The sequence below is a fragment of the Aggregatibacter sp. genome (assembly GCF_057314075.1).
In genome coordinates this window covers 23235-48426 of the sequence record NZ_DBHLAR010000011.1, presented here as the reverse complement: position 1 = coordinate 48426, position 25192 = coordinate 23235, and the positions used below count along the sequence as shown (strand labels likewise).

Below are 25192 nucleotides of genomic sequence, written 5' to 3'. Positions count from 1 at the left end.
CTTATTTTCCTACTGCGGCTAACTGCTGACGCATTTCATCAATGACTTTTTTATAGTCCGGTTGATCGAAAATCGCCGAACCGGCAACGAACATATCCGCACCGGCGCGGGCAATTTCCGCAATATTGCTCGCTTTAACACCGCCATCCACTTCTAAACGAATATCCAATCCGCTCTCATCAATGCGTTTTCTCGCCTGTTTCAGTTTTTCTAAGGTTGCCGGAATGAAAGATTGTCCGCCAAAGCCCGGATTCACCGACATCAGTAAAATGATGTCCACTTTGTCCATTACATAATCCAAATAACTTAACGGCGTTGCCGGGTTAAATACTAAACCGGATTTACAACCGTTATCGCGGATAAGTTGCAAAGTGCGGTCGATATGTTCGGAGGATTCCGGGTGGAAGGTAATGTAGCTGGCACCGGCTTTAGCAAAATCGGGGATAATGCGATCCACCGGTTTCACCATCAAATGCACATCAATCGGCGCAGTGATACCATAATCGCGTAAGGCTTTGCACACGGCAGGACCGAAAGTTAAGTTCGGAACATAATGGTTATCCATCACATCAAAATGCACGACATCACCACCGCACTTTAAGACATTTTCCACCTCTTCGCCCAAACGCGCTAAGTCCGCAGAAAGAATGGAGGGAGCAATTAAATAGGGTTTCATGGGGCACACCTCACAGGCTATTAAAAATCGCCTTATCTTACTACGATACACCTCAATTTTTAAGAAATTATTCGGCGCCGGGTAGGCAATATCGCATTTTGGTGCAATTCAAGGTAAACTACGCGCAATTTTTTCGATTCGATTTATTATTTTTTTATGCGCTTATTTATTTCTTTACTCATCGCAGTGTTATTGCTGTTCCAATACGATTTTTGGTTCGGCAAAAACGGCTATTGGGATTATCAAGCTACCACCAAAGAAATTGCCGTCCATCAACAGGAAAATGAAAGACTGTCCCAACGAAATCAGATCATTGCTGCGGAAATTAAAGACTTAAAAGAAGGGGTAGATGCCATTGAGGAACGCGCGCGTTTGCAACATGAAATGGTGAAACCAAACGAAACTTTCTATCACATCGTCAAAGAACACAAATAATGACTTCAAATCGCAAGATTATCGCCGTTGTACCGGCGGCCGGCATTGGCAGTCGGATGAAAGCGGACAAACCGAAACAATACCTTCCTATTCACGGACAACCCATTTTGCAGCACACCTTAAACGTGTTGCTATCTTATCCACACATCAGCCAAATCGTATTGGCAGTGGCTGCCGATGATCCTTACATTACTCAGCTTAACCTGACACAAAACCCCAAAATTACGTTAGTCGAAGGTGGAGAAACCCGTGCGGATTCAGTGTTAAACGGATTAAAAGCCATCCAAAATGCCGGCACGGATGTTTGGGTGATGGTGCATGATGCGGCACGTCCTTGTTTAACGCACGGCGATTTGGATAAATTGCTTGAAATTCATGATGACAACGGCGCGATTTTGGCGATTCCGGCGACGGATACCATCAAGCGCGCGCTGCCTTCACAACAAATTGTCCACACCGAAGATCGCAGTCAACTTTGGTTAGCGCAGACGCCGCAATTTTTCCGTGCGGAGCTATTACGAAATGCGTTAATCCACGCCAAGCAGCAACAGCTTGCCGTGACGGATGAAGCCTCCGCCATGGAGCTCGCGGGATTTCGACCGCACTTGGTGGCGGGGCGTAGCGATAATATTAAAGTCACCCGCCCGGAAGATTTGGCGTTGGCAGAATTTTATTTAATGAGGAAGACAAAATGATACGAATCGGCCATGGTTTTGACGTTCACGCTTTCGGCACCGACAACCCGCTCATTATCGGCGGCGTCACCATTCCCTTTGACAAAGGCTTTATCGCCCATTCCGACGGCGATGTGGCGCTCCATGCGCTGACCGATGCCTTACTTGGCGCAGTGGCCTTAGGTGACATCGGCAAGCTGTTCCCCGACACGGATATGCAATACAAAGGCGCAGACAGCCGCGTGTTATTACGGGAAGCGTACCGTCAAGTACAGGAAAAAGGCTATGTCGTAGGCAACGTGGATGTGACCATCATTGCGCAAGCACCGAAAATGCGCCCGCATATTGACGCCATGCGCGCCCTGATCGCACAAGATTTGTCTGTCGACATCGAACAAGTCAACGTCAAAGCCACTACCTCAGAAAAGCTTGGCTTTACCGGTCGCGGTGAAGGCATTGCCTGCGAAGCCGTGGCATTGTTGGTGCGCAAATCATGATGGATTTAGCCTATCTGCAAAAAACACCGCCAAAACAGACCGCACTTTTAAAAGCGGAATGTGCGGATTTTGTAGTGAAAGAACAGCTCGGCTACGACATGAGTGGCGATGGCGAATTTGTTGCCGTGAAAGTACGCAAAACCGATTGCAACACCTTGTTTGTAGGCGAACAGCTGGCAAAATTTGCCGGCATTTCCGCGCGCAACATGAGCTACGCCGGTTTAAAAGATCGTAAAGCTGTTACCGAGCAATGGTTCAGTCTGCAAATGCCAGGACAACCAACACCGGATTTCAATCAATTTTCCCTCGAAGGGGTAGAAATTCTCGACGTCACCCGCCACCAACGCAAAATTCGTATCGGCAGCCTACAAGGCAATCATTTTGAGATTTTGCTCCGCAACGCCAAAGAAACCGACGAACTCAAAGTGCGGTTAGATTTTTTGGCAAAAAACGGTTTCCCAAATTATTTCACCGAACAACGTTTTGGCCGTGATGGCAATAACTTAACGCAGGCGTTACGCTGGGCAAACGGCGAAATTAAAGTCAAAGATCGCAATAAACGCAGCTTCTATCTTTCTGCTGCACGCAGCGAAATGTTTAATTTACTCGTGTCCAAACGGATGGAATTGAACTTGGCACAGCAGATTTTAGTCGGCGATGTGTTACAACTGAACGGTTCACACAGCTGGTTTGTGGTGGACGAATCGGAAGATTTGGCGCAGCTGCAACAGCGTTTGGCACAACAAGATGTTTTACTCACTGCGCCACTTATCGGCGAAGAAGAAAAAAGTGCGGTCGATTTTGAAAATGAAATTTTCGCCCAACATCAGGCGTTGTTTGCGTTAATGCGTCAAGAACGCATGAAAGCGGCACGGCGCCCCATTTTAATGCACCCGCAATATTTTCAATGGCAGTTTGAGCCAAACGGCTTGCGCCTTCAATTTGCTTTACCGGCGGGTAGTTATGCCACCGCACTCATTCGCGAACTGGTCAATATCGAGAATTAAAACACAGGAATTTTCTATGAATATTTTATTGAGTAACGACGACGGCATTCACGCGCCGGGTATTCGCACCATGGCAGAGGCCTTGCGCAAGATCGCCAATGTTACCATCGTCGCCCCTGACAGCAACCGCAGTGCCGCGTCTAGTTCGTTAACCTTAGTGAAACCATTACAACCGTTACATTTGGAAAGTGGCGATTACTGCGTTAACGGCACGCCCGCCGATTGCGTACACATTGCGCTCAACGGTTTTCTTTCCGGGCGCATCGATTTAGTGGTCTCCGGCATTAACGCCGGTGCAAACTTGGGGGACGATGTATTGTATTCCGGTACCGTGGCCGCCGCCTTTGAAGGGCGTCATTTGGGCTTGCCGTCTATTGCGGTGTCTCTTGACGGTCGTCAACATTTTGACACGGCTGCGCGTGTGGTATGCGAACTCGTCCCTAAATTACATTCGCAATTATTGGGCAAACACGAAATTCTCAATATTAATGTGCCGGACGTGCCTTATGAAGAACTCAAAGGCATTAAAGTCTGCCATTTGGGTTACCGCTCTTCTTCCGCCGAAGTCATTAAACAACAAAGCCCGCGTGGCGAAGATATTTATTGGATCGGGCTGAGCGGATTGCCGGAATATGAGGGCGAAGGCACGGATTTTCATGCAGTAAAAAATGGTTATGTGTCCATCACGCCGATTCAAGTCGATATGACGGCACACCACTCAATGAAGGCTTTACAACATTGGTTAGAAAGTGAATAATTTCGTCTTTCAACATAAGGAAAGTAAATGAATTTATTTGGCGCAATGTACGATAAAACCATGGCGTGGTCGAAACACCGTTTCGCCCCATTTTGGCTAACTTTTGTCAGTTTTATCGAAGCCATTTTTTTTCCCATTCCGCCGGATGTCATGTTAATTCCAATGTCCATGTCAAAGCCACAAAGTGCGGTGAAATTGGCCTTAGTTACGGCGATTGCTTCCGTCTTGGGTGGCATGATCGGCTATGCATTGGGTTATTATGCGTTTGATTTTGTAGAACATTACATTAATCAATGGGGCTATCAGTCGCATTGGCAAACCGCTATTCAATGGTTTGAAAAATGGGGCATTTTAGTGGTTTTTGTAGCAGGGTTCTCACCAATTCCTTACAAAGTTTTCACCATCTGTGCCGGCGTGATGCAAATGGCATTTTTACCTTTTGTTATCACCGCGTTTATTTCTCGTGCGGCAAGGTTCTTATTGGTCGCCAAATTAGCGGCTTGGGGAGGTGAAAAATTTGCAGCAAAACTGCGCAAATCCATTGAGCTCATTGGATGGTCGATGGTGGTTTTAGCCGTTGTCGCTTATTTTATTTTACGTTAATCAGGGTTATAAAATGAAAAAATCAATTTTATTATTGTCTATGGTATTAACTCTCTCGGCTTGTTCTTCTGATGATGCGGGGAAAGACGAAAATTCACTTCCGCCGGGCATCATGCAACCGGTAGAAGGCACCGGCGCTATCGCAGGCGGTAGTTGGATGCCGGAAATTCAACAACAACGTATGCCAATAAATATGCAATAAGGAATACCTCTATGAAAAAATCCTTTTTACTTTTACCGATTACCATTGCTGTTCTTGCAGCTTGTAGCTCAAACTCGCCGGCACCGGTAGAAAGTGCTGATGGCACGTTATCGCCAGGCATGATGCAACCGGTTGATAGTCCATCTATGGGTGGGAATGCGACATGGGAACCGCAAATTCAACAAAGTAATGTACCCAACAGCATGAATGCGCCAATGCCTCAAGCGCCGGCACAATCTGCACCACAGCCGAATTTCCAACCAACTTATCAACCACAACCGGTGCAAAAACCACAACCGACGCCGGTAGTGCAAAATAAACCGCAACAAACTTCACAGGATTTCACGATTCCACGCAACCCAACCACCAACGCACCGGATTACAGCCAAATTAATAAAGGCTTCTACAAAGGTAACACCTATACCGTGCGCAAAGGTGATACCATGTTCCTTATCGCGTATATTTCCGGTTTGGATGTAAAAGAATTAGCAGCTTTAAATAATATGAAGGAGCCTTACAATTTAAGCGTAGGGCAAACCTTGAAAGTGTCTAACGGACGTTCTCAAAGCGTGACACAACCTGCTGTTGCGCCACAACCACAAGCGCCAGTTCAACAACCGGTGAGCAGTGAACCAACCGTTACTTACACACCGGGCGCAAATGGCACACAATATGGTTCTGATGGCACTATTACCGGCCCGGTAAAAGCCACCGCAGGCGGTTTACCGCCGGTAAATACCGCACCGGTAAATCAACCAGTACAAATTCAAAACCAACCTGTGGTAAGCCAACCAATCCCACAAGACAATGCACCTGTTGCCTCTACCATTGCTTGGCGCTGGCCAACAAGTGGTAATGTCGTTCAAGGTTTCTCTAGTTCCGATGGTGGCAATAAAGGGATTGATATTGGCGGTTCTCGTGGTCAAGCCGTTAACGCTGCGGCAGATGGCCGTGTCGTTTACGCCGGCAACGCACTCCGCGGTTACGGAAATCTTATCATCATCAAACATAACGATGATTTCCTCAGTGCCTATGCCCACAACGACAGCATCTTAGTGAAAGATCAGCAAGAAGTAAAAGCCGGCCAACAAATCGCCAAAATGGGGAACACCGGCACTAACGATGTAAAACTTCACTTTGAAATTCGTTACAAAGGAAAATCTGTTGATCCGACACGTTATTTACCACGTCGTTAATTTCAACTTATAAAACTCAAAGTGCGGTCAGAAATTTAATCATTTTTCTGACCGCACTTTTTTTAATCAATTCAGGCTATTATTTTGCGGCTCAACTTGAATCGTCCCGACTTTTGCGCTAAAGTTCGCACCAATTTCCCAAAGGAAGATCGTCGTTTCCGGTGAAGCGGCAGGACTTCAAATCCTGTTGAGGCTGCCAGCAGTCTCGGGTAGGTTCAACTCCTACGATCTTCCGCCAATTCAACTTTTCTCTCACGCCTAACAGAATATCTCCCGAAAACACCTTCAAAAAATAAACTTTTTATTCTCGACGAAAATTCTCCGCACCATCTTCTTTTCTAAGGTAAGTTAAAACCCATAATAAAATGATGCCGAAAATAGCTGAGGTCAGGAAGGTCGCACTGAATGCACGTTGAAGTTGTTCACCGCTTTCACCAATAAAATGACGGTAAAGGTCTAAAATCACAGCAGAAATAGCAATACCAATACTAATCCCCACTTGTTGAATCACACTGAGATAAGTAGAACCTGCACTGGCATTGTGTTCACCTAAATCGCTAATCGTCAGCGTGTTAACCGAGGTGAAAATAATTGACATACAGCTACCGTACCAAGCCAAAATCAGCACCAAACACCAAATCGGTGTATCTTGTTGCAGCAGGCTCATGGCAGCAATGGCAAGGGTCATCGAAAGTGCGGTCAGCATTAATGTCGTTTTATAACCCAAACGCACTAGAATTTTTCCAACAAAGGATTTCGTTAACACAGAACTTAGTGCAATTGGCGCTAACAACCAACCGGCAACATCCGCGCTATAATTAAACACAACCTGCAACATCAGCGGCATTAAAAACGGAATGCCCGAACCACACAAACGGATAAAAATATTCGCCACCATGCCCAGCCGAAACGTGCGCGTAGCAAATAAATTTAACGGCAATAAAGGATTCTTTACCCATTGAGCATACAAATAATAAAAGGAGAAACACCCCAATCCCACAGCCAAAATCAACGCAGTCAGCCATTGATTGATACGATCTTCAGACAACAAATCCAAGCCGAGCGTCAACCCTACCAGCCCACCACCAAACAGCAAAAAGCCCCACCAATCCAGCTTACTAATATTGCCCGTACTGTTCGGCATATACCGACCGGCAAATCCAATCCCAAGGATACCAATAGGAATGTTAATTAGGAAAATCCAATGCCAGCTGGCATGTGTCACAAGCCATCCGCCCACAATCGGCCCGAGCACCGGGCCAATCAGCCCCGCCATCGCCATAGCATTCCATGCAGCAACCAATTGATTTTTGGGGACATGACGAATAATTGCCAAGCGTGCTACCGGCATCATCATTGCCCCGCCTAGCCCTTGCAACACGCGCGACCAAATCAATGCATTTAATGAATTGGAGGCGGCACAAGCAACAGAACCAAGCACAAAAATCGCCACCGCAACCCGAAACACATTGAGCGTGCCGTATTTATCGGCAATCCAACCGGTGAGTGGAATAAATAATGCAACAGTGAGGGAATAACTGATTATCGCCATTTGCATTTCTAACGGTGATTCATGCAAATCGGCAGAAATAGCAGGCAATGCCGTGTTCAAAATAGTGGCATCAAGGGACTGCATAAATAATGCCATGGCGGCAATTAAGGATAAATGGCGATAATGTTGGAGCTTAGGCATAAAAAACCACGCTTAAATTCGACCGCACTTTTGCCCGTACCAAGCCGTAATAAAATCAGCAACCTGCGCAATATTATTAATATCCAAACAAGGTTTATCTGCCGTTAAAGGATAATCTGTAGCAACGGCCAACACGAGATCATCAATGTCGGGTAGTGGTTTAGTCATGTCTTGGCGATGCAACAAAATCTTTTCAATCGGCTCCTGTTTGAAGCCTTCTACTAAAATGAGGTCGGTTAATTCGTGATCAAATTGTTCACATAAATAAGGCAGGGAAATATGTTGTTGTGGAGTTTCTGTCATAAGTGCCCAGCGATGATCACAGGCCATAATCACTTGGCTGGCACCGGCATCTTTCATACGCCAACTGTCTTTGCCCGGTTTATCCACTTGTGCATCATGGTGACTGTGTTTAATCACCGCAGGACGCAAGCCACGTTGTTTTAATTTCGGGAGTAATTTTTCTAATAAGGTGGTTTTGCCGCTGCCGCTGTAACCAGTAATGCCAAGCATAGGGAGCATAATATTTCCTTAAAGATAATAAAATAAACGGGCTGATTATATACCAGCCCGCCAAAGAAAACGAATGATGTCCAAAGATTTAGAGCACACGCAGCAACACCGGTTGGTAAGCTGATTTGCGATTCAGCTTTTGTGCATACCAGCGCACACCAAGGAAGGAAAGGCCAGTGGAAATAAAAATGAAAAATACACTGACAAGTTCATGACTAAACAATGAATCAAACAATAAGGTACTGAATAATAAAGTAAGTAAAGGTACGCAATACATCAGCAACGCAGATTTGATCAAAGAATGTTCAGATAAACCAATTTCGACCAACTGACCCACTTTTAGCGGTGTAATGGTTTCAATGGTAAAAATATGCTCTCCATGCACGCCACTACCGGTTAATTCAGATAACGCAGAATTACCACAAGCAGCTTTTGCCGCACAACTGCCACAGGCACTTTGTGATTGGCATTTTACTTTCGCCTTGCCGGATTCGTATTCAATCACGACCGCACTTTCTGTCAACATAATAAGCCTGTTTATTTTTTCTAAAATTGAATGTCTTGCACGATACGTTTTGCCGTAGAAATCGGCAATTGCCCAATAATCGTCACTTCTTTGCTGTCCACTGTTTCGTTATAAATGGTGTACGCACCTTGTCGCCAAGTGTTATCTCGCTGCGTGTTTTCAGTGATTTTGTCAGACACATATAACGTAAAAGAAAACAATCCATCACTGTAAAGTTGTGATTCAATTTTATCGTCGCCATCATGCTCAATGCTACGATTTACCACTTTAAAACCTTGTGGCAACCAACCTGGAACCCAATTAAAATCCGGCGTTTGATTTGCGTTTTTATCCATTAATAACGGAGGAAAAGCCACTTGATTTAAATAATCCACTAAGCCTGAAATCCCATTTCCCACATACAAATTGACGACACGAAATTGATCCAATAAATTACCGTCTCGATCAAGCATATCACTGCGCAACAGTAAGTTAGTGTCTTCATCAATAAAGGCCACATATTGATAACGGAAATCGTCTTTCGGCAAAATTCGAATGGTTTGTACCACATGATCCGCTACGCGATTACGCCCGATATTAACGAAATCATAGTATTGCTCCAACGTATCAAAATTCGCTCGGATGAGTGGCGGTAAATTATCGGTAATGCCTTCACTATTAATAGTGAAAGGTTGATAGTTCGGTTGAAAATAGCTAATTAAATTATCACGTTGCACAATTTCTTGTTGTGCACCATCTAGCGTCACCAATTGCGCAAATATTTTGCCATGAGATTTAAAATGACGGTAACGCAATGAATCCATATTAGAAGGCGTAGTTTGTACAAAAGAAAATTCATAATTTAGCTGTTCCGTCGCTTTCTTCATATCCTGCAACAACTGTTTCGGCGAAAGCATTTCTGCACCAAGGGAAGAAAATGAGGCGCTTAATAAGAAAAAAAGTGCGGTGGTTTTTAGAAATGTTTTTAACATGATCAAATTCCTAATAAACAAATTCACCACCAAAAAATGGTGGTGAATTCTCATAAAAAACAGTTATACCGGAATACATAGAGTATTATCTATTGCTATGATTCTGTCCTAAATTCATTGAATCGGCATAAACACGACGTTGTAGTTCATAGCTTTGTAACATAGCGCCAATACGTTTATTTTTTTGTTCAAGCTGTTCGGCTGTGATGACATCTTTGCTTGGTGCGTTGTAACTGACTTCCTGCACACCATTATTAAACGGCAGTGTTTGTAAAACCGGTGTATCCACTGCATTTTGTACAGTAGATTTTGCATTGAAAGACTGTACACCCAACACCGCCACCAAGCATACGGCCGCAGCAACGGCAACTTGTGTCATTGGCATAAACCATGCTTTTAATTTTTGCATAAACGGAGAGTTTTCTACTTCCTGTGGCAATGGTTGAGACTCGGTAACTTCAGCCGTTTGAATTTCTTCAGCTGCAATCAAACTTTCCATTTTTGCAGTAAAATCCGCGCCTAAGAAAATATTTGTTTCTTGACGCATAACAGAACGAATGGTGTGGAAGTTCGCCCAACTCTCTTGCAATTCTGCATTTTGGCACAATTTTTCAGTGAGTTCATGATTGACTTGCTCACCATCAATATATGCTGAAAGTAGTTCTTTTTGCATGTTTTTACTCCGAATAATCGTAGTTTTATTCCTGTTTTTTATTAACGCTGTAAAAGCGGTTTAACTTTACTTTCAATGATTTCACGCGCTCTAAAAATCCGCGATCTCACAGTACCTACTGGGCAATCCATAATTTCCGCAATTTCTTCGTAACTCAATCCCTCGATTTCGCGTAAAGTAATTGCTGTGCGTAAATCTTCCTGTAAACCTTTAATCGTATCAAATACAATATTCTTCAACTCGTTGGATAACATTTCATTTTCAGGCGTATCCACAACCCGTAAATTTGTTCCTACATCGTAGGATTCCGCATCTTCAGCTAAAATATCTTCGCTTGGTGGACGACGCCCTTGTGCAGTCAAATAATTTTTTGCAGTATTCACTGCGATTCTGTATAGCCAAGTATAGAAAGCACTATCACCACGAAAAGAGCCGATGGAACGGTATGCTTTTATAAATGATTCTTGTACAACATCGGGAATATCATTCGGTGAAATATACCGAGTCAGTAATCCAGCTACTTTATTTTGATAACGCGATACCAACAAATTGAAAGCTTTCTTATCTCCCTGCTGCACCCTTTCTACCAAAGCTTGATCTGTTAGCTGTTCAGCCATATAACCTCAAATATCACTTCTAACAAACTTTAATTTCAAAGCCAGCAAGCTATTGTTATGCGTTAGACGAGATGAATAAAAAAAAGTTCAGTTATTTTAGAAAAAACCAATAAAACAATAAAAAATCAATGCGTTAAGTTTAATTTTTGCTGAATTTCCAGCACCATTTCACGCAATTCCGGATCATGGATTTCGCCGTTATTAAAGAACCACGAAAAAAGTTGTAAATCAGTCGAGGCTAACAAACGAATAAAAACCTCTTTTTTATGCTCATTAAGCCCGTCAAAATACTGTTTATAAAAAGGCATGATGACCTTGTCTAATTCCAACATACCGCGCCGACAATCCCACTCAATGCGCAGCGGATCATACTTTTTCATCCTATTCTCCTTTCCCAAAAGTCAATTGGATTATAGCGTCAGTGTGCCGTTTGCGAAAATAAATTAATCACTAACACACCACAGATGATCAATCCCATGCCAATTAAACCGGCAGTATCAATTTTCTGCCCAAAGGCAAAATAGGCCACAATCGCTGTCAACACAATGCCCGCCCCAGACCAAATGGCATATACTAAACCAACCGGAAGCGTGCGAAAAATAATGGAAACAAAATAAAAAGAACAACCATAAAAAGCCAAAGTGCCAAGCGTCGGCAACGGTTTAGTAAAACCGTCGCTGACTTTCAATAGATTGGTCGCGACAATTTCCAAACAAATAGAAACAGCTAATAAAATCCACGGATTCATGTTTTCCCTATACAAAAGTGCGGTCGGAAATTCAGTTAAAAATCCGACCGCACTTTTTATTTCAATTACGCCTTAATTTGGCTTTTTAAGAAGTCTAATAATTGCGCTTTCGCAATCATTTGTTTCTCACCGGTGCGACGATTTTTATATTCGATTTCGCCGTTCGCTAAATTTTTCTCACCGATGACGACCATGTGCGGCACTCCGATAAGTTCCATATCCGCAAACATCACGCCCGGGCGTTCTTTACGATCATCAAAAATCACTTCCACGCCTTGTGCCAATAAAGTGCGGTATAACTCTTCAGCGAATGCTTGCACGCTTTCCGATTTATGCATATTCATCGGTACAATCGCCACGGTGAACGGCGCCATCGCATCGCTCGGCCAAATAATGCCACGTTCATCATGATGCTGTTCAATGGCGGCTGCCACAACACGCGTCACACCAATACCATAGCAGCCCATGGTGACGACTGTAGGACGACCGTCTTCACCCTGTACTGTCGCATTCATGGCTTTGGAATATTTGTCGCCTAATTGGAAAATATGACCGACTTCAATACCACGTTTAATGAGTAAGGTACCTTTGCCATCCGGACTTGGGTCGCCTTCCACCACATTACGAATATCCGCCACTTTCGGCAACGCCACATCGCGTTCCCAGTTAATGTTGAAATAATGTTTACCGTCAATGTTGGCACCGGCGCTGAAATCAGACATGATCGCCACGCTGCGGTCAATGATCACTGGAATATTTAAATTGACCGGCCCAAGGGAACCTACACCTGCGCCAATTTTGGCTTTAATGGCGGCTTCATCAGCAAATTCAAATGGGGAAGCGACTTCTGCCAATTTTTCCGCTTTGACTTCATTTAATTCGTGATCGCCACGAATGATTAACGCCACTAACGGTTGTTCTTCACTAGCCCCTTTTACAATCAAGGTTTTAACGGTTTTCTCAATCGGTTGATTAAATTGCGCGACAAGCTCCGCAATGGTTTTCGCATTCGGTGTATCCACCAATTCCATCGCTTTAGTTGGTGCGGCACGTTCACCCACCGCCACCGCTTCGGCAAGTTCGATGTTCGCTGCATAATCGGATTCGGTGGAGAAAATCACATCATCTTCACCGCTGTTCGCCAACACTTGGAACTCATGAGACGCGCTACCGCCGATAGAACCGGTGTCTGCTTGTACGGCACGGAAATCCAACCCTAAACGGGTGAAAATGTTGCTGTAAGTTTGATACATCACCTCATAGGTTTGTTGCAAACTTTCTTTGTCCATGTGGAAAGAATAAGCATCTTTCATAATAAATTCGCGGCTACGCATCACACCGAAACGTGGACGCACTTCGTCACGGAACTTGGTTTGAATATGATATAAATTAAGAGGAAGCTGACGGTAAGAGGTCACTTCACGACGCATTAAATCGGTAATCGCTTCTTCATTGGTTGGACCGATCACAAAACTCCGTTCGCCACGGTCGGTAAAACGCAATAATTCCGGACCATACTGATCCCAACGACCGGACTCCTGCCATAATTCTGCCGGTTGTACTACGGGCATTTTGATCTCGATAGCACCGCTTTTATTCATTTCTTCACGAATGATGTTTTCCACTTTTTGTAGCACGCGCCAACCGGTTGGCATCCAGTTATAAAGCCCAGAAGCTAGAGGGCGAATCATGCCCGCACGTAACATGAGTTGATGGCTAACAATCGCCGCTTCTGCCGGGGTTTCTTTTAAGGTGGATAATAAATATTTACTTGTACGCATTGAATTACCTATAATTCCAAGAATTTAAAAATACGAGAAAAAAATTGGCGTTAGTGTATCTAATGCGCACGCAAAAGCAAAGAAGAAATCAGGTTTCACGCCTTATAATCCCCGCTAAAAATGCCAATTTAACCCCAGAAAAAGGAATCATCATGTCAGCCCTTTATCAAGCCCTTCCCGCCGTCGATAAATTACTCAAAACCCCGCAAGGAGAACAATTCGTGGCAGAATTTGGCCATAGCGCCACCGTCAATGTTTGCCGAGACTTGTTACAACAAGCACGCGAACATATAAAACGCCATGAAAATCTACCGTACTTTTTGCAAACCGATGACGCGACCTTTCAGTACATCCGCCAACAATTATTGCTACAACAACAGGTGAACATAAAAAGCGTACATAATTTAACCGGCACAGTATTACATACCAATCTCGGGCGCGCGTTGTGGTCACCGGCGGCACAACAAGCGGCACTAGACGCTATGCAGGGCAATGTCGCGTTGGAATATGATTTAGCGGCAGGCGAGCGGAGCCATCGGGATAACTACATCAGCGACTTACTGCAACAACTCACGGGCGCAGAGGCGGCTTGTGTGGTGAACAACAACGCAGCGGCGGTATTACTGATGTTGGCGACTTTCGCGCAGGGGAAAGAGGTGATCATCTCCCGCGGTGAATTGATTGAAATCGGCGGTGCTTTCCGCATTCCCGACATCATGGCGCAGGCAGGTTGCAAACTGGTGGAAGTGGGCACCACCAACCGTACCCATTTAAAAGATTATCGCAACGCAATTAACGAAAATACCGCCTTTTTAATGAAAGTTCACAGCAGTAACTACCAAATTTGTGGTTTCACGCATTCTGTTGACGAACAAGAACTGGCGGAATTAGGCAAAGAGTTTGGCATTCCGGTCATCACGGATTTAGGTAGCGGCGCGTTAATCGATCTGAAACAATTCGACTTGCCGGAAGAACCCACGGTGCAAGAAAAATTACAACAGGGTCTGGATTTGATTTCCTTCTCCGGCGACAAACTGCTTGGCGGACCGCAAGCGGGTATTATCGTGGGTAAAAAAGCATTGATTCAACAGCTACAAGCCCATCCGCTCAAACGCGTGTTGCGTTGCGACAAAGTCACTCTCGCCGGGCTAGAAGCCACTTTGCGTTTGTATTTGCAACCGGAAAAAATTACCGAAAAACTGACCGCACTTCATCTGCTCACTCAGCCTGTAGCTGAATTACAAGCACAAGCAGAACAACTAAAAGTGCGGTTGGAAAATCGATTAAATACAGACTACGTTGTTGCTATCGAACCAAGCGAAGCGCAAGTTGGTAGCGGCTCCCAGCCGTTGGCGAGAATTCCGTCAGTCGCGGTGACTATTGCGCCGGCAACAGAAAAAACGCAGACAAAAATCACCGCACTTTTCGCCCGTTTATTGGCGTTACCGCAACCGGTTATCGGGCGCATTGAACGGGATAAAATTTGGTTAGATTTACGCAGTTTGGCGAGCCTTGATCGCCTTCTAGATAGCTTGGAGACATTATGATTATTGTCACATCCGGACACGTTGACCACGGCAAAACCGCGCTATTACAGGCCCTCACCGGCACGCATACGGCGCATTTACCGGAAGAAAAAAAACGCGGCATGACCATTGATTTGGGCTACGCCTATTTGCCACTAAAAGATCAAATCCTCGGTTTTATTGATGTACCGGGACACGAACGTTTTCTTGCCAATATGTTGGCAGGCTTGGGCGGCATTCATTACGCCATGCTTATCGTTGCCGCAGACGAAGGCGTGCAAGCGCAAACCATCGAGCACTTAAACATTTTGAGCTTGTTGCAATTGCAGGAAATCATGGTAGTGATCACCAAAGCCGACCGCGCCGATGCGCAAAAAATTGACGCATTAGAACAACAGCTACGCCAACACTATGCCATCTTGGCAAACAGTCAATTTTTCGTGACCTCTGCCACCACCGGTCAGGGTATTGAAACGTTACGCGATTATTTGGCACAGTTGCCGGAATTGTCCGAGACAGAAAAACCGTTCCGTTATGCCATCGACCGTATTTTCACCATTAAAGGTGCCGGCACCGTGGTGACAGGCACGGCATTTGCGGGCAAGGTTGCCATTGACGACGAATTGTATTTAAGCAATGGACAAAAAGTGCGGGTGAAAAATATCCACGCACAAAACGAACAAAGCACAGAAGGCTTGGCAGGGCAACGCCTCGCGCTAAATATTAACTTGGATTTCGACCGCACATTAATTGAGCGCGGCGATTGGTTGTTCTCCCAACCGCCTGCCGAGGCAACAGATCGCGTCACCGTTTGGCTGGAAAACCAAATTCCACTGAACGAAAGCCAACCGGTGCATATTTATCACGCCGCCTCACACACCACGGGCAAGCTGACGTTATTGCAACAACAAAAACTCGCACCCCAGCAACAAGCGCTGGCAGAACTGATTTTAGAACAACCGTTGTTTTTGGCGCATGGTGACAAAATTATCTTACGCAACAGCAACTCGACCGCCGTACTTGGTGGCGCAAAAGTAATTGAAATCGATTCACCAAAACGCCACAAGCGCACAGAAGCCCGTTTCGATTATTTACGCCAACTGATTCAAGCAGAAACAGCCGAAAAACGTACCGCACTTTATTTACAAAATCATGCGGTGGAAGCCGAGCAGTTAATGTGGATTGAACAGCTGACAGACTCCCAACTGAACGACATTCTTGAAAAAAACGGTGGCATTCGCTTCCAAAGCTGGTGCTTTAATGCCGAGTATCGCACGCAACAAACGTCGAAATTATTGACCGCACTTGCGCAATATCACGAACAACATCCCGACCAACTTGGTTTAGGTAAAGCTCGTTTGTATCGCATTGCGGCACTGAATCAGCCGGAAAAACTGATTTATCATTTTATTGATGAATTATTAGCCGAAAATCAGCTACAGCAAACCCGAGGTTGGCTACATACCGCTGATCATAAAATTCAATTTAATGAACAAGAACGTTCATTGTGGCGGCAAGTTCTCGAACAATTTGAGCAACATAACGGACAAGCATTATGGGTGCGTGATCTTGCAGGTTTATTGGGACAAGAAGAAAGCGCCATGCGTAACTTCCTCTACAAAGCAGGTAAATTAGGTTATCTCACCGCTGTGGTAAAAGACCGCTTCTTCCTGACCGAGAACATTTATGCCACCGCTCGCTTAATCAAACAGCTTGTCGCCGACAAAGAAGGTATATCGGTGAACGAATTGCGTGATGCGTTACAATTCGGACGCAAAATGACCGTGCAACTGGTGGAATATTTCGACCGCTGTGGTTTCTTACGCCGCAAAGGTAATATTCACGTGTTGCGCGATGCGGATGTGTTTGATCTATAAAGTGCGGTCGATTTTCACAACATTTTATACAAGGAGTTTCCATGAAAAAACTGCTCATTTCTGCTTTAGCCGTCGCCGGTTTAACGCTTACCGGCTGCAATGATGAAGAAAAAAATGCGCTTTCCGAACAAGTCAAAAAACAAACCCAAACGATCGAGCAGCTAAATGCACAAGTGAATACCTTGCAAAGACAGGTTTTGGATTTGGCGCAGCATCAAGCAATTCAAGTAGAACCGGAAGTCCTCTTCCAAAAATCAGAAGTCATTTCACCTACAAAAGGCACCGATGACACTTCCATAAATAAAGTCGAATTCGATATTACGATGTTAAAAACTAATTTGGATTGGCTAAATGCCTTGTTATTAAATGAAGTCATTACGTCATTCAATGTGGAAGGGGCGCCTAAAATCGAAAATAAACAGCAGTTTATTGAACGATTAGAGAAAGACATGGCTGAAATCCTAAAAGAAGCGAGAGAGTATGAAATCTTGGCAGCAAAAACCAGAGTCGGCATGGAATATAGAGTCGGCATGGAATATAGAGTCGGCATGGAATATTTAGGACAGCAGGAAAACTTAGCCACCTTCACCCTCCACTATTATGGCTATTCCGGCGGTGCGCATGGGATGTATTCAACCCATTTTGTGAACGTTGATTTAGACAAAAAAGCCGTCATTCGATTAGACGATGTCTTTGCTAAAGCACAACAAAGCAAAGTTAAAACATTGTTATGGGAGATTTACCAAAATGAATCTCGTGGCGATAACGGCGAGCGACAAGAACCTTTCACCGCAAAAGCCGATTTTTACCTCAGTGATAATTTCTATTTTTCACAAGATGGCATTGTGTTTGTCTATCCGCTTTATGCCCTTGGCCCTTATGCAGAAGGTGAAAAGGAACTGCGCCTGTCTTTATATGATGATGAAATCAAAGCCTTGTTAACGCCGGCATTTAAATTTTTAGGAAAAAGTTACGTTGAATAACAAACAAAAATCCCCAAGTACATACTTGGGGATTTTTTTAGTTCTCTAATTCTAAACTCAGTACATCCGGTTCATTCTTCAGTAATAAATACAATTCGTGAATGGTATCTTTATCATTAATCGTACAACGAATCGTCAATTTAGTCTCACCGTTTGCCTGATCTTTCATATTAATATTTTCAACAAGATGGTTATGGGTATGTAGCAGCTGGATAAACTGCCCGACCGCCGACGGAGACGCCAATATGGCAGTAATACGGGTTTTCTTCTTTTTCTCATAACGACGCACCCAACGATGCACATACGGACTCAAACGAATGGCAATTAAAATCATGAAAGTGGCAATAATCGCATCAAAATAGAATCCGGCACCAGAAGCAATGCCTATACCTGCGGCCGCCCAAATAATTGCTGCGGTGGTCAAACCGGAAATGGCATCGTTATGTTTACGCAAAATCACGCCTGCACCAAGGAAACCGATGCCGCTAATCACCTGAGCCGCCAAACGCATTGGGTCAGTACGAATGTTTTCTGATACTTGGGCATAATGTTCGGCCGATTGAATGGAAACGATGGTTAACACACAAGTAGTCACCGCAATAATCATGCAGGTTTTTACCCCCACGGGTTTGGCTTTTAATTCGCGTTCCAAACCGATAATACCACCCAGTACCATGGCAAAGGCCATTTTAACGAAAATAAAGAAATGGCTGTCTTGCGCCAAGCTTTCAAAGAAAACAGATAGGTTACTCATAATGCTAAATTGTTAATCCAAGTGATTGATAAAGTTGTTTTAGTTCATCTTGCGTTAAAGTGCGGTAGGTTTTGGGCGCTAAATTTTGGAGCGTAAAACCGGCAAGCTGATAACGAATTAAACGCAATGTCGGAAAGCCAATATGCGCCGTCATTCTGCGCACTTGCCGATTTCGCCCCTCATAAATTTTAACTTCTAACCACGATGTAGGAATGTTTTTTCGCTCGCGAATAGGCGGAACACGCTGCCATAAACAATCCGGCTCGGAAATCAACCGCACTTTTGCCGGTTTTGTCATACCATCTTTTAATTGCACGCCTCGCCGAAGTTGCTCTAACGCGGTTTCATCAGGCACGCCTTCCACCTGCACCCAGTAAGTTTTTTCCATTTTAAACTTAGGTTCCGCCAAGCGATGTTGAATCTCCCCGTTGTTAGTCAACAGCAACAACCCCTCACTATCGCGATCCAACCGCCCGACAGGATAAACCGCGGCGATATCAATAAAATCTTTCAACGTGCTGCGGCCATTTTCATCAGTAAATTGGCACAACACATCAAAGGGTTTATTAAACAGGATAACTTGCGTTTGAGAAAACGCGATTTTAGATCTAGAAACACCACTAAAATGAACCGCACTTTGCGTTGGTTTTCTCCATTTTTGGGGTTTTCGCCGAAAAGATGTTGGCTGCATAAACAAGGTATTCATAAAAATTTTGCATACTTTAGCACCAATTGAAGCAAAATCTAAATTTATGGCCAAAATAAATGCACAAAATAGGGAACTTTTTCATCATTAGCGTTTTATTCGGCTTTTCACTTCTCCTTTTAGCAAATTAACGTTGCTTTTTAATAAATCTCGTTTTTTTATTCTAAAAACCAACCAACAAACCAGAATAAAAAACCATAAATTATAAATAAATTAATAAAAAATAACGTAAATTTTTATAATTTGTTATTTATATCTGTTGACTCCCGTTTTTATTGATTTATATTGACGCTCTAACATTTTTTTAACTTTAACAGGTTGTTCCATGACTCAAACACATAAACGTGAAACATTCTCCGGACGCAGAGCCTTTATTTTTGCGGCAATCGGTTCGGCTGTCGGCTTGGGAAACATTTGGCGTTTCCCTTATGTTACTTATGAAAACGGTGGCGGTGCCTTTATTTTGCCTTACATTGTGGCGTTATTAACGGCCGGTATTCCTTTGCTCTTTTTAGATTATGCTTTAGGCCATAAATTCCGTGCCTCTCCGCCATTAGCTTATCGCAAGCTCAAAACCGCCTTTGAAACCTTCGGTTGGTGGCAAGTGATGATCAATGTGATTATCGGTCTTTACTATGCGGTTATTCTTGGCTGGGCAGCAAGCTATGCTTATTATTCCTTCAGCTCCGCTTGGGGTAGCAACCCGGTAGATTTCTTCTTACATGAACACATTAAGATGGCAAGCGAGGTGGCATTAAGCTTGGATTTTGTTGACACTGTTGTCGGTCCGTTACTTGCCGTGTGGATTATCACGTTGTTGATTCTTTCTTTTGGCGTACAAAAAGGCGTGGCACGTTCTTCCGTTATCTTCATGCCAATTTTGGTTATCATGTTCATTACCTTAGTGGTCTATTCCTTGTTCTTACCGGGTGCAGAAAAAGGTCTTGATGCTTTATTCTCACCAAACTGGGAAAAATTAGCCGACCCAAGTGTTTGGATTGCCGCATACGGCCAAATCTTCTTCTCGCTTTCCATTTGCTTCGGCATCATGTTGACTTATGCTTCTTACTTGAAAAAAGAATCGGATTTAACCGGTGCAGGCTTAGTCGTTGGCTTTGCTAACAGTAGCTTTGAAGTTTTAGCAGGTATCGGCGTATTCTCTGCTTTAGGGTTCATCGCTGTTGCAAACGGACAAGATGTCAGCGAGGTTGCCAAAGGCGGTATCGGATTGGCATTCTTTGCATTCCCAACCATCATTAACCAAGCACCGTTAGGTCAATTATTGGGCGTGTTATTCTTCGGTTCTTTAGTTTTCGCCGGCTTAACCTCTTTCATTTCCGTATTAGAAGTTATCATTGCGGCGGTACAAGATAAATTACGCTTACGCCGTGCACACGCCACGTTCTTGGTTGGCTTACCAATGATGGTAGCGTCTACCTTATTGTTTGGTACGGCAGCCGGCTTACCGATGCTTGATACCATGGACAACTTCGTCAATATGTTCGGTATTGTTGCTGTGGCATTCTTCTCTTTACTCTCTATTATCGTTACCGGCAGATTAAAAGAACTTGGTGAACACTTGAACGAAACCAGCTCTTTCAAAGTCGGCACAATCTGGAAAGCCTGCATTGTGGTTACCACCGGCGTATTAGCGTTCATGCTTTACAAAGAAGCCACTAAAGTATTGGCAAACGGCTACGAAGGCTATCCTGAATGGTTCGTTAATACCTTCGGCTGGGGCATGGCGATCGGCTTAGTCATCATCAGCTTCTTACTTTCCCGTTTACCGTGGAAACATACCGTACAAAAACAAGGAGAAAAATAAGATGTCAACCAATGCAATTATTATGATGGCTATCGCGCTTATCATTATCTGGGGCGGATTATTGGTTTCCGTCATCAGATTACCAAAAGAATAATTTAGCTTTCAAAAACAAAAATCCCATCAAATGTTTGATGGGATTTTTTATGGGAAAAGTGCGGTGGTTTTCCCGACCGTTTTAAAAAACACGCGGTATTATTGGCAAATGCACAAAAAGCCTGCTGAGCTTGTCGAAGCATTCGTTTTGTGTATCGGAGAAGCTGAAATTACTTGCACTTCAACAAGCTCAGTGACCATAATTTCAGCTTTATACAACTGCTACATTCTCAAAAAACTCTTCGAAAACCCACCGCACTTTGACGTTCAACAAGCCTTAACTATGACATTCGTCCGTTGGCGATTGGAATAACCTGATCACAAATTGCCATGGTAGAAGCACGATGGCTTACCAGGATAATCAATTTTTCCGCTTTCACGTTTAGCAGAGATTGCAAAATCATAGCTTCGTTTAAGCTGTCCAGATTGCTGGTCGGTTCGTCCAACAAAATAATCGGCGCATTGTGCAAGAAGGCGCGGGCAATGCCGATACGTTGTTTTTCACCGTCGGAAAGGTTGTTCCCCATTTCAGTAATTTTGGTGTCGTAGCCTTCCGGCAAGCTCATGATAAATTCATGAATAGAGGCTTTTTTCGCCGCTTCAATCACTTGCTCTTTTGTTGCCTTACGGTTTGCCAACACAATATTTTCATACACCGTTTCATTGAAAATATAGGTTTGTTGGGTGATGTAAGCAATATTATCGCGCAAATTCACCGTATTAATGTTTTTTAAGTCCGTATCGTTAATGCAAATACGGCCTTGTTGCGGATCGTAAAAACGCATCATTAATTTCAAAAGCGTACTTTTACCGCTACCGCTACGACCATGAATACCGAGAATTTCACCTTTATTGAGCTGCAAATTCACGTCAGACAAAATTTGTTCGTCCGCATAAGCAAAGCTGACGTTTTCCACGTTAATTTGCTGCACTTCGGCGATGTTCACGCCGTTTTCTACGTCTTTTAATTCCGGTTGTTCTGCCAATAATGCTAAGACACGTTCACCGCTGGCGAGGGTTTGCAATAAGTTGTTAGACAGGTTACTTAAAGCAATCACCGGGCCGTAACTAGACATCAATAAAATCACACCAATGAGCAAGCCGGCAAAATCAATGTCATCGTAAGCAAAGAGGGTTAAGCCCACCAATAAAATCAGGATATTGAAGAAAGACACCGCGATTTCCGTGAACGAACGCACGTTGCCTTCTTGTTGTTTGATTTTTAAAAAGGCTTGGTCGATTTTTTCACTGCGTTGGTGGATTTCCTGTAAACGTTTTTCCTCGTTGCCGAAAAGTTGAATTTCTTTCATGCCACGAATGCTGTCGAGGAAGAAATCATTCATTTCGCCAACTAAGTCACGGTATTTACGACCATCTTCACGCGCCATTTGGGTGGTGACGATAGGCAAAATAATACCGACGGTGACATATGCTAAAAATGCCACCAACACGAACCACCAAGAAATATGAGCGAACACTGCCAACAAGATACCGGAGGTTAAAAAGGCAATGGCGATCGGCGCGATGGTGTGCGCATAAAATACTTCCAACAATTCAATATCGTTGGTGACCAACGAAAGCAGCTGACCCGATTGTTTGTCCTGCAATTTCACAAACGCCAAACGACGTAATGCACTGAACACGTTGTCGCGTAACAACGCCAATAATTTGAAGGCGATGTAATGGCCGGACATTTGTTCCAAATAACGCAAAATGCCACGCGCCACTGCGAGCACAATAAGTGCGGTCAAAATTTGCGATAAATTTAAGTGGGAGTGGAAATTAAGTAATTCCGACAAACCCATCGCCCCCAGCACCATAATAAAAATGGCACTGAGGAAACCGAGGGTACCCATAATAATCGTAAAACTCATGATATGTGCCAACGGCGTCACCAATTTCATGAGCTGCCACATAACGACAAATCCGTTCTTACGCATGATTTGCCCCCGTTCTGATATTTTCTAAGTTCTTTTGTTGATTAAACATTTCTGCATAAATTCCGTTTTCAGCCATTAAAGAAGCATGATCGCCCGATTCTGCCAAGTGACCGCTTTGTAATACATAAATTTGATCGGCATTTACCGCATTCGCCAAACGATGAGAAATCATGACGATAGTTTTTTCGTGTTTAAGCTGTTGAATAAATTGCAGAATGATTTCTTCACTTTCTACGTCGATGTTACTGGTGGCTTCATCGAAAACGTATAAGTCGGCATTGTGCAACAACGCTCGCGCCAACGCTAAACGTTGAATTTGACCGCCGGATAAGTTAGTTCCGCGACTTAATAACATCATGTCCAACCCGCCGTTTTCACGGACGAAATTCGCTAAATTTACTTGTTCCAAGCATTGATAAATAGCGTCATCAGAAGCATCGGATAATGCCATCAACATATTTTCTCTGAGGCTGCCTTTGAAAATGTAACTGCTGTGGCTCACCAACGAAACGTGACGATATAAGGAATGACGGTTAATTTGTTTAATATCGACGCCATTAAATAAAATTTCCCCTTGCTGTGCTTGGTAAAAGCCCATAAGCAAGGAAACCAATGTGGATTTACCGCAACCGCTTTTACCCACAAAAACTGTTAATTGTTTCGGTTGAATATCAAGGTTTAATCCGTTAATAGCCGGTTTCTCTGCAGAATAGGCAAAATGTAAATCCTTAATTTGCACGGTAACTTCATTTTTAGCCGGAAAATCTACCGCACTTTTGTTTTCTTCTACCGGGGTATCTAACAGCGTAAAGATTTTTTCTGAAGCCGCCTTGCCGTTCATCGCCACGTGGAAGAAAGAACCGAGTAAGCGTAGCGGAATGAAAAATTCGGAAGAAAGCAAAATGAATAAAATGACACCAAAAATGCTTAAATTGCCGTCTTGGTATTGTAAAAGCGCCGTCAAAATTCCGAGTGCCGCACCGCCGTAAGCCAATAAATCCATTAAAGAAACAGAGTTCAGCTGCATGGTCAGTACTTTCATGGTGATGGTACGGAAATTCTCTGCTTCGATATCCATTTGTTTGGCTTTGTAATCGTCATCTTGATAGATTTTTAAGGTAATCAAACCTTGTAGATTATCCAAAAAGCTACTGCCTAACCCGACATAAATAGACCAATATTTCGCCAACAAACGTTTCGCGATTTTATTTACCGCAATAATGGACATTGGAATTAACGGCACGCAAACCAAAAGAATTAACGAGGTCGGTGCATTAAAAAAGACCAGGAAAACAAACAATGTGAGCGGCGCAAGCAGGCTATAAAACAACTGTGGAAGATAACGACCGAAATAAATTTCCAGTTGTTCCACCCCTTCAGATGCCACTTGGATCACGGAAGAGGTAGATTGTTGGTTAACCTGATTCAGCGGCATGGAAGATAATTTTTGATAAATCAGCGTGCGCAATTTATGTTTCACTTGCGTACTCGCTTTATAGGAGGCTTTCACCGCCATTTTGCCCGCCCAAGCACGCAACGCCAGACAAGCAACCAAAACAACGGTAAAAATGACCGCACTTTGTAGTGTAAGTGAGCGTTCAAACGCCCATTGCAAACAAATGGCAAACACTACTGCACTTATAATTCCGCCAATTAAGGCAACCCAGTTCCATAAGACATTAATAGCAATCCATTTTTTGCTATCCGCGACTGTGTTTATCAGCCGTTTATCAATCATCATAACGTTTATTTTTCCTTAAAAAAATCATATGAGTAAAAAGGGCTACATCATAACATTTTTATAACAAATGATAATTAATTTTATTCTAATTTTTGGTGTTTTTATATTTGACGCTTAAATTTAAAACAAAAAAAATAGCACCTTAAGAAAGGTGCTATTTGTATAAAATTCAAATCAG

27 protein-coding genes and 1 tRNA gene are annotated in these 25192 nt (G+C 43.6%); 14 read left to right on the top strand and 14 right to left on the bottom strand.

The features are described from left to right. Position 1: 1 nt before the first annotated feature. The gene (rpe, locus tag ACO5E4_RS07690; protein ID WP_314954212.1) at positions 2–676 is read right to left on the bottom strand and encodes a ribulose-phosphate 3-epimerase; all 675 of its coding nucleotides are present in this window, start codon (positions 674–676) and stop codon (positions 2–4) included. A 156-nt stretch (positions 677–832) separates the two neighbouring features. Between rpe and ftsB the strand changes: the two genes are divergently transcribed. From ftsB to ACO5E4_RS07645, 9 genes are all read left to right on the top strand, one after another. Continuing rightward, on the top strand, positions 833–1111 hold the full coding sequence (gene ftsB, locus ACO5E4_RS07685; RefSeq protein ID WP_290521225.1) for a cell division protein FtsB: 279 nt from the start codon (positions 833–835) through the stop codon (positions 1109–1111). Further along, positions 1111–1806 (top strand): 2-C-methyl-D-erythritol 4-phosphate cytidylyltransferase, encoded by a 696-nt coding sequence (ispD, locus tag ACO5E4_RS07680; RefSeq protein WP_485862629.1) that lies wholly within the window; start codon positions 1111–1113, stop codon positions 1804–1806. Before ftsB ends, ispD begins: the two co-directional genes overlap by 1 nt. Continuing rightward, positions 1803–2282, top strand: a complete 480-nt coding sequence (ispF, locus tag ACO5E4_RS07675) for a 2-C-methyl-D-erythritol 2,4-cyclodiphosphate synthase (RefSeq protein ID WP_005702371.1) — start codon at positions 1803–1805, stop codon at positions 2280–2282. Before ispD ends, ispF begins: the two co-directional genes overlap by 4 nt. After that, on the top strand, positions 2279–3289 hold the full coding sequence (truD, locus tag ACO5E4_RS07670; protein WP_485862628.1) for a tRNA pseudouridine(13) synthase TruD: 1011 nt from the start codon (positions 2279–2281) through the stop codon (positions 3287–3289). The genes ispF and truD overlap by 4 nt, the downstream gene beginning before the upstream one ends. Before the next feature lie 16 nt (positions 3290–3305). Continuing rightward, positions 3306–4046, top strand: a complete 741-nt coding sequence (gene surE / locus ACO5E4_RS07665) for a 5'/3'-nucleotidase SurE (RefSeq protein WP_485862627.1) — start codon at positions 3306–3308, stop codon at positions 4044–4046. 27 nt (positions 4047–4073) lie between these two features. After that, positions 4074–4649 carry a YqaA family protein gene (locus ACO5E4_RS07660; RefSeq protein ID WP_314954224.1) on the top strand — a complete coding sequence of 192 codons (576 nt, stop codon included), beginning with the start codon at positions 4074–4076 and terminating at the stop codon, positions 4647–4649. 13 nt (positions 4650–4662) lie between these two features. Further along, positions 4663–4851: a lipoprotein gene (locus tag ACO5E4_RS07655; RefSeq protein WP_314954227.1), complete on the top strand. Its 189-nt coding sequence runs from the start codon at positions 4663–4665 to the stop codon at positions 4849–4851. Positions 4852–4862: 11 nt separating this feature from the next. Beyond that, entirely contained in the window at positions 4863–6047 is a 1185-nt protein-coding gene (gene nlpD, locus ACO5E4_RS07650; RefSeq protein ID WP_485862626.1) for a murein hydrolase activator NlpD, read from the top strand. 143 nt (positions 6048–6190) lie between these two features. Then, positions 6191–6285, top strand: a tRNA-Sec gene (locus ACO5E4_RS07645). Between the two features lie 63 nt (positions 6286–6348). On the opposite strand, the gene ACO5E4_RS07640 is transcribed toward ACO5E4_RS07645, so the two are convergent. From ACO5E4_RS07640 to proS, 9 genes are all read right to left on the bottom strand, one after another. Continuing rightward, positions 6349–7740 carry an MDR family MFS transporter gene (locus ACO5E4_RS07640; protein ID WP_485862625.1) on the bottom strand — a complete coding sequence of 464 codons (1392 nt, stop codon included), beginning with the start codon at positions 7738–7740 and terminating at the stop codon, positions 6349–6351. Between the two features lie 12 nt (positions 7741–7752). Next, positions 7753–8262, bottom strand: a complete 510-nt coding sequence (gene mobB / locus ACO5E4_RS07635; protein ID WP_314954235.1) for a molybdopterin-guanine dinucleotide biosynthesis protein MobB — start codon at positions 8260–8262, stop codon at positions 7753–7755. Positions 8263–8341: 79 nt separating this feature from the next. Next, positions 8342–8779, bottom strand: coding sequence for a SoxR reducing system RseC family protein (locus ACO5E4_RS07630; RefSeq protein ID WP_485862624.1), 438 nt, complete (start codon positions 8777–8779; stop codon positions 8342–8344). A gap of 20 nt (positions 8780–8799) precedes the next feature. Then, positions 8800–9750, bottom strand: coding sequence for a sigma-E factor regulatory protein RseB (rseB, locus tag ACO5E4_RS07625; protein WP_485862623.1), 951 nt, complete (start codon positions 9748–9750; stop codon positions 8800–8802). An 85-nt stretch (positions 9751–9835) separates the two neighbouring features. After that, the gene (locus tag ACO5E4_RS07620; RefSeq protein ID WP_485862622.1) at positions 9836–10423 is read right to left on the bottom strand and encodes an RseA family anti-sigma factor; all 588 of its coding nucleotides are present in this window, start codon (positions 10421–10423) and stop codon (positions 9836–9838) included. A gap of 41 nt (positions 10424–10464) precedes the next feature. Further along, positions 10465–11040, bottom strand: coding sequence for an RNA polymerase sigma factor RpoE (gene rpoE, locus ACO5E4_RS07615; protein ID WP_006719952.1), 576 nt, complete (start codon positions 11038–11040; stop codon positions 10465–10467). 125 nt (positions 11041–11165) lie between these two features. After that, a complete protein-coding gene (locus ACO5E4_RS07610) occupies positions 11166–11420 on the bottom strand; it encodes an FAD assembly factor SdhE (RefSeq protein WP_485862621.1) in 255 nt (84 codons plus the stop codon). 38 nt (positions 11421–11458) lie between these two features. Then, positions 11459–11788, bottom strand: coding sequence for a DMT family transporter (locus ACO5E4_RS07605; protein WP_454905023.1), 330 nt, complete (start codon positions 11786–11788; stop codon positions 11459–11461). A 65-nt stretch (positions 11789–11853) separates the two neighbouring features. After that, positions 11854–13569 (bottom strand): proline--tRNA ligase, encoded by a 1716-nt coding sequence (gene proS / locus ACO5E4_RS07600; RefSeq protein WP_454905025.1) that lies wholly within the window; start codon positions 13567–13569, stop codon positions 11854–11856. 152 nt (positions 13570–13721) lie between these two features. Between proS and selA the strand changes: the two genes are divergently transcribed. The 3 genes from selA to ACO5E4_RS07585 are packed head-to-tail and all read left to right on the top strand — an operon-like array spanning position 13722 to position 17955. After that, a complete protein-coding gene (gene selA / locus ACO5E4_RS07595; protein WP_485862620.1) occupies positions 13722–15116 on the top strand; it encodes an L-seryl-tRNA(Sec) selenium transferase in 1395 nt (464 codons plus the stop codon). Next, entirely contained in the window at positions 15113–16972 is a 1860-nt protein-coding gene (selB, locus tag ACO5E4_RS07590; protein WP_485862619.1) for a selenocysteine-specific translation elongation factor, read from the top strand. The genes selA and selB overlap by 4 nt, the downstream gene beginning before the upstream one ends. A 41-nt stretch (positions 16973–17013) precedes the next feature. Then, on the top strand, positions 17014–17955 hold the full coding sequence (locus tag ACO5E4_RS07585) for a DUF3298 and DUF4163 domain-containing protein (protein ID WP_485862618.1): 942 nt from the start codon (positions 17014–17016) through the stop codon (positions 17953–17955). Positions 17956–17992: 37 nt separating this feature from the next. Here ACO5E4_RS07585 and ACO5E4_RS07580 read toward each other — a convergent pair whose 3' ends face one another. Both ACO5E4_RS07580 and ACO5E4_RS07575 read right to left on the bottom strand, forming a co-directional pair. Beyond that, entirely contained in the window at positions 17993–18709 is a 717-nt protein-coding gene (locus tag ACO5E4_RS07580) for an MgtC/SapB family protein (RefSeq protein ID WP_485862617.1), read from the bottom strand. A 4-nt stretch (positions 18710–18713) separates the two neighbouring features. Further along, a complete protein-coding gene (locus tag ACO5E4_RS07575; RefSeq protein ID WP_485862616.1) occupies positions 18714–19400 on the bottom strand; it encodes an rRNA large subunit pseudouridine synthase E in 687 nt (228 codons plus the stop codon). A gap of 340 nt (positions 19401–19740) precedes the next feature. Between ACO5E4_RS07575 and ACO5E4_RS07570 the strand changes: the two genes are divergently transcribed. Continuing rightward, entirely contained in the window at positions 19741–21240 is a 1500-nt protein-coding gene (locus ACO5E4_RS07570) for a sodium-dependent transporter (protein WP_314954260.1), read from the top strand. A gap of 1 nt (position 21241) precedes the next feature. Further along, the gene (locus ACO5E4_RS07565; protein WP_005702403.1) at positions 21242–21334 is read left to right on the top strand and encodes a methionine/alanine import family NSS transporter small subunit; all 93 of its coding nucleotides are present in this window, start codon (positions 21242–21244) and stop codon (positions 21332–21334) included. Positions 21335–21614: 280 nt separating this feature from the next. On the opposite strand, the gene cydC is transcribed toward ACO5E4_RS07565, so the two are convergent. Beyond that, on the bottom strand, positions 21615–23273 hold the full coding sequence (cydC, locus tag ACO5E4_RS07560) for a thiol reductant ABC exporter subunit CydC (protein WP_485862615.1): 1659 nt from the start codon (positions 23271–23273) through the stop codon (positions 21615–21617). After that, a complete protein-coding gene (locus ACO5E4_RS07555) occupies positions 23266–25014 on the bottom strand; it encodes an ABC transporter ATP-binding protein/permease (protein WP_485862614.1) in 1749 nt (582 codons plus the stop codon). The genes cydC and ACO5E4_RS07555 overlap by 8 nt, the downstream gene beginning before the upstream one ends. Between the last annotated feature and the right edge of the window lie 178 nt (positions 25015–25192).

What these genes read in the sequence shown, in the direction of transcription:
- selB (WP_485862619.1), top strand. Translation starts at nt 15,113, where the DNA reads ATGATTATTGTCACATCCGGACACGTTGACCACGGCAAAACCGCGCTA.
- ACO5E4_RS07585 (WP_485862618.1), top strand. Translation starts at nt 17,014, where the DNA reads ATGAAAAAACTGCTCATTTCTGCTTTAGCCGTCGCCGGTTTAACGCTT.
- ACO5E4_RS07610 (WP_485862621.1), bottom strand. Translation starts at nt 11,420, where the DNA reads ATGAAAAAGTATGATCCGCTGCGCATTGAGTGGGATTGTCGGCGCGGT.
- truD (WP_485862628.1), top strand. Translation starts at nt 2,279, where the DNA reads ATGATGGATTTAGCCTATCTGCAAAAAACACCGCCAAAACAGACCGCA.
- ACO5E4_RS07555 (WP_485862614.1), bottom strand. Translation starts at nt 25,014, where the DNA reads ATGATGATTGATAAACGGCTGATAAACACAGTCGCGGATAGCAAAAAA.
- ACO5E4_RS07580 (WP_485862617.1), bottom strand. Translation starts at nt 18,709, where the DNA reads ATGAGTAACCTATCTGTTTTCTTTGAAAGCTTGGCGCAAGACAGCCAT.
- ACO5E4_RS07605 (WP_454905023.1), bottom strand. Translation starts at nt 11,788, where the DNA reads ATGAATCCGTGGATTTTATTAGCTGTTTCTATTTGTTTGGAAATTGTC.
- surE (WP_485862627.1), top strand. Translation starts at nt 3,306, where the DNA reads ATGAATATTTTATTGAGTAACGACGACGGCATTCACGCGCCGGGTATT.
- proS (WP_454905025.1), bottom strand. Translation starts at nt 13,569, where the DNA reads ATGCGTACAAGTAAATATTTATTATCCACCTTAAAAGAAACCCCGGCA.
- rpoE (WP_006719952.1), bottom strand. Translation starts at nt 11,040, where the DNA reads ATGGCTGAACAGCTAACAGATCAAGCTTTGGTAGAAAGGGTGCAGCAG.
- cydC (WP_485862615.1), bottom strand. Translation starts at nt 23,273, where the DNA reads ATGCGTAAGAACGGATTTGTCGTTATGTGGCAGCTCATGAAATTGGTG.
- rpe (WP_314954212.1), bottom strand. Translation starts at nt 676, where the DNA reads ATGAAACCCTATTTAATTGCTCCCTCCATTCTTTCTGCGGACTTAGCG.
- rseB (WP_485862623.1), bottom strand. Translation starts at nt 9,750, where the DNA reads ATGTTAAAAACATTTCTAAAAACCACCGCACTTTTTTTCTTATTAAGC.
- ACO5E4_RS07565 (WP_005702403.1), top strand. Translation starts at nt 21,242, where the DNA reads ATGTCAACCAATGCAATTATTATGATGGCTATCGCGCTTATCATTATC.
- nlpD (WP_485862626.1), top strand. Translation starts at nt 4,863, where the DNA reads ATGAAAAAATCCTTTTTACTTTTACCGATTACCATTGCTGTTCTTGCA.
- ACO5E4_RS07575 (WP_485862616.1), bottom strand. Translation starts at nt 19,400, where the DNA reads ATGCAGCCAACATCTTTTCGGCGAAAACCCCAAAAATGGAGAAAACCA.
- ACO5E4_RS07640 (WP_485862625.1), bottom strand. Translation starts at nt 7,740, where the DNA reads ATGCCTAAGCTCCAACATTATCGCCATTTATCCTTAATTGCCGCCATG.
- mobB (WP_314954235.1), bottom strand. Translation starts at nt 8,262, where the DNA reads ATGCTCCCTATGCTTGGCATTACTGGTTACAGCGGCAGCGGCAAAACC.
- selA (WP_485862620.1), top strand. Translation starts at nt 13,722, where the DNA reads ATGTCAGCCCTTTATCAAGCCCTTCCCGCCGTCGATAAATTACTCAAA.
- ispD (WP_485862629.1), top strand. Translation starts at nt 1,111, where the DNA reads ATGACTTCAAATCGCAAGATTATCGCCGTTGTACCGGCGGCCGGCATT.
- ACO5E4_RS07620 (WP_485862622.1), bottom strand. Translation starts at nt 10,423, where the DNA reads ATGCAAAAAGAACTACTTTCAGCATATATTGATGGTGAGCAAGTCAAT.
- ftsB (WP_290521225.1), top strand. Translation starts at nt 833, where the DNA reads ATGCGCTTATTTATTTCTTTACTCATCGCAGTGTTATTGCTGTTCCAA.
- ispF (WP_005702371.1), top strand. Translation starts at nt 1,803, where the DNA reads ATGATACGAATCGGCCATGGTTTTGACGTTCACGCTTTCGGCACCGAC.
- ACO5E4_RS07655 (WP_314954227.1), top strand. Translation starts at nt 4,663, where the DNA reads ATGAAAAAATCAATTTTATTATTGTCTATGGTATTAACTCTCTCGGCT.
- ACO5E4_RS07570 (WP_314954260.1), top strand. Translation starts at nt 19,741, where the DNA reads ATGACTCAAACACATAAACGTGAAACATTCTCCGGACGCAGAGCCTTT.
- ACO5E4_RS07660 (WP_314954224.1), top strand. Translation starts at nt 4,074, where the DNA reads ATGAATTTATTTGGCGCAATGTACGATAAAACCATGGCGTGGTCGAAA.
- ACO5E4_RS07630 (WP_485862624.1), bottom strand. Translation starts at nt 8,779, where the DNA reads ATGTTGACAGAAAGTGCGGTCGTGATTGAATACGAATCCGGCAAGGCG.